11 protein-coding genes are annotated in these 9,460 nt (G+C 66.1%); 8 read left to right on the top strand and 3 right to left on the bottom strand.

The features are described from left to right. A partial coding sequence (locus E1285_RS48150) for a protein kinase (protein ID WP_279510059.1) occupies window positions 1-288 on the bottom strand: 288 nt, incomplete at its 3' end. A 55-nt stretch (window positions 289-343) separates the two neighbouring features. Beyond that, complete coding sequence (locus tag E1285_RS48145; RefSeq protein ID WP_279510058.1) at window positions 344-568, bottom strand: hypothetical protein; 225 nt, start codon at window positions 566-568, stop codon at window positions 344-346. Window positions 569-831: 263 nt separating this feature from the next. On the opposite strand from E1285_RS48145, the gene E1285_RS12490 reads away from it, so the two are divergent. From E1285_RS12490 to E1285_RS12475, 4 genes are all read left to right on the top strand, one after another. Then, window positions 832-1,716 (top strand): helix-turn-helix transcriptional regulator, encoded by an 885-nt coding sequence (locus tag E1285_RS12490; RefSeq protein ID WP_132151371.1) that lies wholly within the window; start codon window positions 832-834, stop codon window positions 1,714-1,716. A gap of 10 nt (window positions 1,717-1,726) precedes the next feature. Beyond that, the gene (locus E1285_RS12485; protein ID WP_132151369.1) at window positions 1,727-1,939 is read left to right on the top strand and encodes a DUF397 domain-containing protein; all 213 of its coding nucleotides are present in this window, start codon (window positions 1,727-1,729) and stop codon (window positions 1,937-1,939) included. A gap of 326 nt (window positions 1,940-2,265) precedes the next feature. Beyond that, entirely contained in the window at window positions 2,266-2,697 is a 432-nt protein-coding gene (locus E1285_RS12480) for an ATP-binding protein (RefSeq protein WP_165966588.1), read from the top strand. Continuing rightward, window positions 2,694-3,020 (top strand): hypothetical protein, encoded by a 327-nt coding sequence (locus E1285_RS12475; RefSeq protein ID WP_132151365.1) that lies wholly within the window; start codon window positions 2,694-2,696, stop codon window positions 3,018-3,020. Before E1285_RS12480 ends, E1285_RS12475 begins: the two co-directional genes overlap by 4 nt. Before the next feature lie 56 nt (window positions 3,021-3,076). Here E1285_RS12475 and E1285_RS12470 read toward each other — a convergent pair whose 3' ends face one another. Beyond that, window positions 3,077-3,694, bottom strand: a complete 618-nt coding sequence (locus tag E1285_RS12470) for a hypothetical protein (RefSeq protein WP_132151363.1) — start codon at window positions 3,692-3,694, stop codon at window positions 3,077-3,079. A gap of 281 nt (window positions 3,695-3,975) precedes the next feature. On the opposite strand from E1285_RS12470, the gene E1285_RS12465 reads away from it, so the two are divergent. The 4 genes from E1285_RS12465 (at window position 3,976) to E1285_RS12450 (ending at window position 9,114) form a co-directional block, all read left to right on the top strand. Further along, window positions 3,976-4,971 (top strand): LuxR C-terminal-related transcriptional regulator, encoded by a 996-nt coding sequence (locus E1285_RS12465; RefSeq protein WP_132151361.1) that lies wholly within the window; start codon window positions 3,976-3,978, stop codon window positions 4,969-4,971. Between the two features lie 28 nt (window positions 4,972-4,999). Continuing rightward, a complete protein-coding gene (locus E1285_RS12460) occupies window positions 5,000-6,796 on the top strand; it encodes a S9 family peptidase (RefSeq protein WP_132151359.1) in 1,797 nt (598 codons plus the stop codon). 8 nt (window positions 6,797-6,804) lie between these two features. Beyond that, window positions 6,805-8,043: an MFS transporter gene (locus E1285_RS12455; protein WP_132151357.1), complete on the top strand. Its 1,239-nt coding sequence runs from the start codon at window positions 6,805-6,807 to the stop codon at window positions 8,041-8,043. A 72-nt stretch (window positions 8,044-8,115) separates the two neighbouring features. Beyond that, window positions 8,116-9,114: a helix-turn-helix transcriptional regulator gene (locus E1285_RS12450; protein ID WP_132151355.1), complete on the top strand. Its 999-nt coding sequence runs from the start codon at window positions 8,116-8,118 to the stop codon at window positions 9,112-9,114. The last annotated feature ends 346 nt before the right edge of the window (window positions 9,115-9,460 follow it).

Raw genomic sequence — 9,460 nt, 5'->3', positions numbered from 1 at the left:
GGGCGGCAGCGTGGCGAGGATCTCGTCCGGGGTGGGGCGGCGCTCCGGCTCCTTGGCCAGGCAGGACTCCGCCAGGTCCCGCACCAGTCCGGACAGGCCCGCCAGGTCCGGCGGCTGCCGCAGGACGCGGTAGAGCAGGGCGTGCAGCCCGTCGGCGCCCGAGCTGAACGGGCGGCGGCCGGTGGCCGCGTACGCCAGCACCGAGCCGAGGCTGAACACGTCGCAGGCCGCGGTGACCTGACCGCCCTGGACCTGCTCGGGAGCCATGAAGGGCGGCGAGCCGACCAGGGCGCCGGTCCGGGTGGCGACGCTCGCGTCACGGCGCGGGCGATCCCGAAGTCGATCACGCGGGGGCCGTCGTCGTCACCAGCACGTTGGACGGCTTGAGGTCCCGGTGGATCAGGTAGCAGGCGTGCACGGCGCGCAGCGCGCGGGCGAGCCCGTCCGCCAGCGCCAGGACGGGCGCCTCGGGCAGCGGGCCGTGCTGTTCGACGGTGTCGGCGAGGGTGGGGCCCGGCACGTAGCCGGTCGCGACCCACGGGTTCGCCGAGCCGGTGCTGGCGTCCAGGACGGGCGCCGTTTATTTGCCGCCGACCCGGCGTGCGGCCTCCACCTCGCGGCGGAACCGGCGCAGGAATCGTCCGCGCCGACGCCGGCGGCGGTTCTCTGCGACAGAGCCATTAGCTGGACAGACCCGACGGTGACGGCCAGGGCCCCGTAGATCGGCCGGTTGGCGACCTGCCCATCGCGGATCCCGTGCAGACCCGCTTGACCTCGCCACCTGAGGTGATGTCTCGGTAGGGTGACATTCCTGCTTCGGTGACATTCTGAGTGCTGGAGACGTGGGGCGGTGTGGTGATTAGTCCGTATGTGCGGCGGTTGAGGCTTGCTGCGGAGTTGCGGGAGCTTCGAGAGCGGGCCGGTGTCTCGGCTCAGGAGCTGGCCAAGAGGTCCGGGGTGTACCGGCAGATGGTCAGCAAGTTGGAGAACGCGCACGTTCCGCCGGGTCAGGAGGACGTCCAGAGGCTGCTGGAGACCTTGGGTGTCGAGGGTGACCAGTGGACGCAGCTGGTGCGGATCACCTCTGAGGCGGCGTCGCATGGGTGGTGGGAGTCGTCGGGCATTGGGGAGCGGCAGGCGCGGTTCGCCAACCTGGAGGCCGGCGCCGCGGTGATTCGGGAGTACCAGCAGAACTTGATCCCGGGGTTGCTGCAGACCGAGGAGTTCATCTCTACGCGGTTGGCCAACAGCGAGTTGCCGTTGCCCTCGGACGCCGAGGTGAGCGGGGTGCTGAAGGGCAGGGTCGGGCGGCAGCGGATGCTGCATCGCCCGAACGGCCCGGCGTACGAGGTCATCCTGGATGAGGTGGTGTTGCGGCGGCGGTCGGTTCCGCCGGAGGTCTTCCGGAGGCAGATCGAGCGCATCATCGAGCTGGCGGACGAGAAGGAGCAGATCACGGTTCGGGTGTTGCCGGTGGATGCTGAGATCCCCGGCTACAACATTCCGGAGTGCTCGTTCTCGATTTACACCTACCCGGATAGCGGTGATCCGGTCGTGGTTGGGCTGGAAGCGGTGGCCACTGATCTGGTGCTCACGGATCGGGAGCAGACTGGGCAGTTCGAGATGGTGTACACCGGTTTGGTGAGTGCGGCGCTTTCGGTGGAGAGGTCGCGCGAGATGCTGGCGCAGGTAGCGGAGTCCCTGCCGTCGCGTTAGGAAGGCGACAATGAGCGGTCCCGAGCGTTACACCGGGTGGCGCAAGTCCTCGTACAGCGGTACGGGCAACAACTGTGTTGAGGCCGGGCGGGCCTTCGGACGTTCAGACGTTGGTGTCCGGGACTCGGCGCTCGTCGCGGGCGGTGCCGTGCTGGAGTTCAGCGTGGGTGAGTGGGGCGCCTTCATGGTCGCGATCAAGGAAGGTCGATACCGCCTGCCGTAGTCGGCGAGTGCTCGTGTGACGGGTCGGCGCATCTCGCGCCGGCCCGTTTTTTCGCATTTGTGTAATGACTTCTTTGCGGACTGTCGCCAAAGCCCTTGCCTAATGACGGGGACAGTCTCAGACTAGTGACTGTCATGGAGATGGGACTGTAAGTAGTCAGCAGGGGTGTGCACCTTGCTCTGCGTCTCTTCTCCGCTGCGGTGACCAGTCAGGAGTCTCAAGAGATGTCCGTATCAACTACCGCTGTCCGGCGTCGCCGGACGGTTCCGGCCGGCAGGCGACCGCCCGACCACGACGGCGGTGACGACTACCGAGACAGCATCGGCATGGCCGCGCTTTCCACCTCGATCCCCCTCGTCCGCTCCTTTGCGCGGGCCAAGCTCGTCTCCTGGGGGTTGGAGACCGCCTATGGCTGGCAGTGCCAGCAGGTGCTTTCAGAGATGGCGACGAACGCCTTCGACGTCAGCGGCCAGGCGGCTCCCGCGGAGCTGAGCGCTCTGGACGATCGTGCCTTGGCGATGATCCTCGTCCAGCTCCGCGTCTCGGCGGGCCACCTCATCGCGGAGGTCCGCGACCCCAGCGATGCCCGCCCTGAGCTGGTCGCTCCTGGCGTCGACGATGAAGGCGGGCGGGGACTGCACCTCGTCGAAGCCCTGGCCACCACGTGGGGCTGGTACCCCGTCACCAGCGGAGCCACAGTGACCGGCAAGGTCGTCTGGGCATCGTGGCTGCTCGCACCAGAGACGGACGCATCGTGAACTGGTTCCGGCTCCACTGGCGCCGACGCGGCGGCAAACAGCGATCATGCGAGCCGCCGGCGACGTTGGCGCTGCTGCTCCCTGACGACCTGACCGAAGGCGAGTTCGCCGATGGGATTCAGCGGGCACTCGTCCACTCTCGTGATGCTCTGGCCGACCAGGCGCGCCACAACGCCGAGCTGGCCGAGCAGGAGCAGCAGGACGAGGTTCGTCGCGCTTACCTGATCGGCGGATCGGAGGCGTTCAGCGAGGCCGCTGCCCGTATTGACGCCGCTGTCGCTGGCGTTTTCGAAGTCAGCGCTCAGCGTCCGGACCGGCGCTGAAAACAGTGTGTGGGCTGGGAAGAAGCGAGCCCCAGCCCACACCCAACCTGCCGCTCTCAGGGCGCCGAACCGAGTGCACGGAGCCTGACGATCGCCTGGTCACGCGTGAGCAGATGTAGGTCGTGGGCGGGTGGACGCCGAGGGCCATCGGTGTCGATGAAGTGGGTAGGGCCGTACGGCCACGGCCCGTTGAACAGCGTGACGAGGTCGGTCGCGGGCTGGCTTTCCAGCGTCTGGTGGACGACGTCGGCGTCGGCTCCCGGCGTCGCCAGCCACAGGATCGGAAACTGCTTCTCCGGTCCGGTGGCGCTGATGTGCCGTGGTCTGCTTTCGAGGTGTTCGATCGCGTCCTCCAGAGTGCCGGTCACATGCAGGACGGAGGCGAAGCGCGACGGGAGCCGGGAGGACGCGGCGCCGAGCAGGCGCTCCAGGTCATCGCGCGCGATGACGACCTCGCATCGCTGCGTGCGGGCGGTCAGGGCGTCTACCAGAACAGAGCGGAGCAGCCGCTGGGCGCCGGGCCCGATGACGCCGGCCCCTTGGGGGTGGCTGAAGGCGCGCGCCAGGACGGGCTCAGGAACAGGCTTGCCGCGGCGCGGGTTGCGTCGCTGGACGGTGAGGCTGGTAAGCCGACGAGCCAGGTGCGCGTGGGTGGCTCTGCGCAGTCGATTCATATCTCACTCCGGGTCGATCGGTGGCGGGGCACCTTGATCAAACCGGGAACTGCCAGGTCACAGGCCTGATTGAAACGCCTCATGGTCGCAAGTGACCAGCGTTCGGCAACGCGATCCAACGATGCTGGAGCACCAGAAACCGCCTACGCCAGCGGTCCCTGAGGGCCTCAGGCTCGGTAGCCGGGGGCGATGGCGACTTCGCTCATTGATGCCAAACGCTCATCCACCATTCTGGCGACGCTACTCACTTGCGTGGATACTCTCTGTCACGGGAGGTGTGGGTGAGTACGGAAGCCGAACAGACAGCCACCGGTCTGCTGAAGGGGATCGTTGCCGATGAGTTGCTCGGTCCCTACATCCAGCTGCTGGCCTCGGACGGCTGTCTGCCCTCGGAAGCCGCAGACATGCTCGGCGGGCCTCAGATGGTAGAGGCGTTGAAAGAAGCCGGGCTGGCTTATGTCATGCCGTTGGGGATGGCGGTTTCACCGCGGTTGGTCGCCACCGCTCCGGATCTCGCTCTGCAGGAAACACTTGCGGCCTTGTCCCGCAAGCTGGTCGCCGACCAAGAGCGACTACTGGACGGTCAGCGCCGCATGGTCGAGATGCATCCCTTCCCCGGAGTCATGGAAGGACAGGCCGGTCAGCTGGTGCGGATCCTCACAGACCGTACCGAGATCACCGACACCTCTCGCTCACTGCTGGGAACGGCACGGCGGCACTGGCTGACCCTGGAGAACTTCGCCATGGAGCGTCCCCTGGAAGAACTGGCCGGAATGCCGCCCCTTCCCGCGTTCGAAGGCAATGTCGTGAGCCGGACCGTCTACCAGGCGTCCTGCGCCGAACACCCCGTCGGCATCAAGATCATCCAGATGCACGTCGAGGCCGGTGAAGAGGCCAGGATCCTGCCCGAGATCGGTATGAAGATGAAGCTGGCCGATGAGGCGGTCGCGTTGCTGCCGCTGACTCCGACCGGATTGCCGGGTGCACTGCTGATCAAGTCCCCGGTGATCCTCGCCGCATTGCGCGAGTACTTCGAACTGCTGTGGCAGCGCGCGGTTCCGCTCGGCGAGGCCGAGCCGGAGATGCCGCTCAAGCCCGTCGAGATGGCGGTCCTGCGGATGCTGGCGCAGGGAATGAGCGACGACGGTATCTCCCGGCGGATCGGTCAGAAGACCAGCAGCGTGCGACGGCACGTCAGCGCGATCGGCAAGCACCTCGGCACCACCAGCCGCACCGCGATGGGCTCTGCGGCCGCCCGACGCGGCTGGATCGATTGACCCCGACCCGTCTTAGAGAGCAGGAGCGATGCCCGACTACCTGGATTTCGTGCCCACCGAGCGTTTCCGCGGGCAAGTGGTCCTGTCCCCGGACGCCAAGACCGTCGCCTACTGCAGCAACGCCACAGGGTCCTTCGACCTGTGGACGATCCCGGCTGCCGGCGGGGCACCGCACCGGCTGACCCAGCTCGAAGACCGGGCGGTGCGGCAGATCGCATGGTGGCCGGACGGCAAGAGCCTGGTCTTCACCGCCGACCGCAATGGCGACGAGGAGTACCGCATCTACTGCGTCGGCTCAGACGGCCATGACCTCACCGAAATCAGTACTGGCCCAGACTGCCAGCGGGTCTTGGCCGACGTCCCGTTCGATGCAGCAGGGCGGTATCTGTTCTATGCGGCCAACGACCGCGACCGCACCGTGCAGGACATCCTCATCCGAGACCTGGTCGACGGCACCGAACGCCGCATCATCCCTCCGGACGGAGTCAAGTTCAGCCCGACCCGCACTTCTCCCGATGGGCGGTGGCTGCTGGCCGTCGGCATCCGCTCCAACACGGACATCGCCACCTATCTCATCGACCTCACCAATCCCGATGCAGAAGCCGTATGCGTTACCGCCGAACACGGGAACGGCTACTTCGTCCCAGGACCGTGGACACCGGACTCGGGCGCCTTCTACCTGTGCACCGACATGTGGGGCGAGTTCACCTCCATCGGCCGATACACCCTGAACAACGCCTCCCTGGCGCGCATCACCGCTGACGACTGGGACGTCGAGCACATCGAAGCTGCTGGCGACATCCTCGTCTGGTCCATTAACCACGGCGGACGCTCCGTCCTGCGGGCCGCACGGAACGGAACCGAGGTTGCGCTTGCTGACGTCCCCCAGGGAGTCATCGATGCGATCGCACTCAGCCCGGACGGCGAACGGATCGTCCTGGAGATCGACACAGCTGCCCGGCCCAGCGAGATCGGCGTGCTCGACCCGGCGGCTGGTTTCCGCTACCTCACTGACGCCCGCCCGCCCGCGGTTCAGGTGATCGATCCCGTCGAACCCGACCTGATCACTTACCGTGCCTCCGGCGGACGTAACGTCCACGCCCTGCTCTACCAGCCGCACACGCCCGGCCCCCACCCAGTCCTGCTTTCGGTGCACGGTGGCCCAGAAGCCCAAGAACGTCCCGAGTACGCCTATTCCGGCCTCTACCAGTACCTCCTTCACCAGGGCATCGCGGTGTTGGCGCCCAACATCGCCGGCTCTACCGGATACGGGCTCACCCACCAGAAACTCATCTATCGCGACTGGGGTGGGATCGATCTGGACGACCTGGACCACGCCGTCCGCCACCTGCACACTCTCCCGGGCATCGACGCCGACCGCATCGCCGTCATGGGCGGCTCCTACGGAGGGTTCGCCGCCCTGTCCTGCCTGTCGCGGCTGCCGTACCGGTGGGCGGCCGGTGTGTCCTTCTGCGGCCCGTCCAACCTGGTCACCCTGGCCCAGGCCTGCCCACCCACCTGGAGACCGACCGTTGACGCAGTCCTCGGCAACCCCGACACCGACGCCGAAGAACTCACCCGCAGGTCCCCGATCACCTACGCCGACGCCATCACCGCGCCACTACTGGTCATCCAGGGCGCTCACGATCCGCGCGTCCCCCAGGACGAGTCCGACCAGATCGTCACCAGGCTCCGCACCCGCGGCGTCGACGTCCGCTATGACATCTATCCCGACGAAGGCCACGGATTCACCAACCGCACCAACGAGATCAAGGCCTACGGCGACATCGCGCAGTTCCTACTCACCCACTTGACCAGGGGGTAGGAGCCGCCATGTCCGGTCTGCTATCGCCGCTCGCCCTGTTCCGGAACCCGTCCGTGGCACCCCTGTTCATCTCACGCGTCCTGTCCAGCGCGAGCGTCGGATTCGGGCAACTCGCCCTGGCTTGGGGCGTGATGAACCTGGGCTACGGTGCCAGAGGCCTGTCGCTGGTCATGGCCTGCAACGCGTTTCCGGCCCTGCTCATCATCTGCGGCGGGGTCGCCGGAGATCGCTTCCGTCGGCACCACGTGCTCCTGGGCGCCGAGACGCTGGCCAGCCTCTCTTGGCTGGGCATCGGTGTCGCATTGTTCACCGGAAAGGCGCCCCTGGCGCTGTTGTGCGCGCTGGGCGCCATCGGCGGCGTCGCCACCGCGATGTTCCTGCCCACGCTGCGCGGCATCATCGCCGATCTCCTCAACTCGCCGGACCGGCCGGCCGGCAACGCCCTGGTCAACCAAACCCAGTCGATCGGCCTGCTCATCGGCCTGATCTCGTCCGGAGCCATGGTTACCGCTGTAGGCCCGGCTTGGGCGGCCTCGATGCGGGGCGTCCTGTGTGCGCTGAGCGCCGTGCTGCTTAGCCGGCTGGCCACCTCGCGTCCCAGCAAGCCCGGCACCGGACCTCTGCGTGACTTGTGGGACGGATGGCGCGAGTTCGGGAGCCGCCCATGGGTGTGGATCATGACCTTGCAGTACACGGCGATTACCACCGCGGTGGTCTGCTACACCAAGATCGCGGGCCCGCTCTACGCCACCGATGGGCATGGTGGCGCTTGGGCCTGGGGCCTCATCCGCGCTTGCGAGCCCCTCGGGGCAGTGATGGGCGCATTGGTCGGCGCCCGGTGGCAGCCCGGCCGGACGATTCCCGTGGCCGCGCTGCTGCCCATGTCGGTGGCATTGCCGATGCTCTTGATGGGAAGTGGAGCGCCCTGGCAGTTGATCGCCGTCGCAGCAGTGATGCCCGGGGTGTTCCAAGCCATCTACTACGTCCTGTGGACAACAGCTTTGCAGGAACGATTCGCCCCAGACGTACTCGTTCGCGTCAACAGTTGGAACATGGTCACCAGCTACGTACTCATGCCATTGATCATGCTGGCATCCGGGCCACTGGCCGGCATCTTCGGCCCCGAGAAGCTTGCGTTCTGGTCAGGAGCCACGGCTGTCATCGCAACGCTTTCCACGTTGGTCGCCTTGCGTCTCCTTCATCAGAAGCCCTTGGCGAGAGGCGAAGGCGAAAAAGCTATCGCATGAGCCTCTAAGATTGGCTGATATCGACGTATCGGATATGAACACCTGCCCAAGAACGTGATTTGAGGTTGCCGCTTGCGTTCTCTCGAAGAGAAGGCCTTTCGTCTACTCAGCGGCGTCGTGGAAGCTGATCTCCTCCATTTGTACCTCCGGCTCCTCGCTACAGGCGGATACCCGGCCGACGAGGCCTCAGGTTTCCTTGGAGGAACGGACGAGGTAAGCAGCTTGGTCCACGCTGGCATGGCCCAGGTCCATGAACCAGCAGCCGACCATCCATCCCGCCTGATACCTGTCCCGATGGACGTGGTGCTGCAGCACACGCTCGTCGGCCTCGCCCAAGAGGCACTGGCCGACTACGAAAGGCTCCTGGGTGGATACCAACGAATGTGCGATCTCTCGGCAACCACGAGCCCAGTGGCAGAACCGTCAGTGGGGCAACTGGCGAGGCTCATCACCGACAGCGACGAAGTCAGCAGGCTGACCAGCACGCTCCTGGGCTCAGTGCAACGCGAATGGCTGACCCTGAGCAACCACACGCCGACTGAAGCCGTGGAAGGAGTCAGCGGCGCCGTGGCGCCCTCCCCCATAGAACGCGGCGCCCGATGCAGAGCGATCTACGACGCTGACTTCCTGCAAGAAGCAGCCACACGCGACAAATTGGAGGTAGTAGCCGAGACGGGGACGCAGGTCCGAATACTTCCGCGTGTTCGTATGAGCCTGGCACTCGCCGACGAGGCAACCGCGCTTCTTCCTCTCACGTCGTCCGAGACAGCTGGTGCGCTTTTCGTCCAGTCCCCAGTGATCGTGGGTGCACTCCGCGAGTACTTCGAACTCCTCTGGGAAAAAGCCATCCCCTTTGGCGGAACCGGACGCAACAGCACTGGCCTCCCAGAGATCCACATCAAAATCCTGCGGCTCCTCGTGCAGGGCCTGTCAGACGAGGCCATCTCAAAGCGAGTGGACTTGAGCCTTAGTACCGTCCGCCGACACATCAAAGCCCTTCGGGAAAGCCTCGGAATCAAAACGCGGTTTCAGTTGGGAGTAGTCGCCGTCCAGCAAGGCCTGGTGGACTGACTCCAAGTGCCAACGAGACGGCCGCCTGCGGTTGAAGGTATTGCTCAGGGTGCTGGAGTGCTGGTCGCCGACTTGGCGGCGGTGTCGTAATGGGCTCCGGGACCAGTGGCGTCGAGAAGAGAGAGGGGAACGCCCTGCCGTGACCGGCGGCGGTCAGGCGCAGCTTCTTGATCTTGCGGTGGTGCACCACGAGGGATCCAGCACCGCCGATCCCGCCACCAGCCTCAGGTGCGTACGTCCTCGGCATTGCCCTGTGAGCGACGATCCGGAAGTCTATCCTGCGGGTTACCCCAGGCTCTGGTTCAGCGGACCGGTGCAGAACTGGCACCTGACTTAGTGATGTGGG

The sequence above is a fragment of the Actinomadura sp. 7K507 genome (genome assembly GCF_004348425.1).
Lineage (GTDB): Bacteria > Actinomycetota > Actinomycetes > Streptosporangiales > Streptosporangiaceae > Spirillospora.
This window is presented reverse-complemented; position numbering and strand designations above follow the sequence as displayed.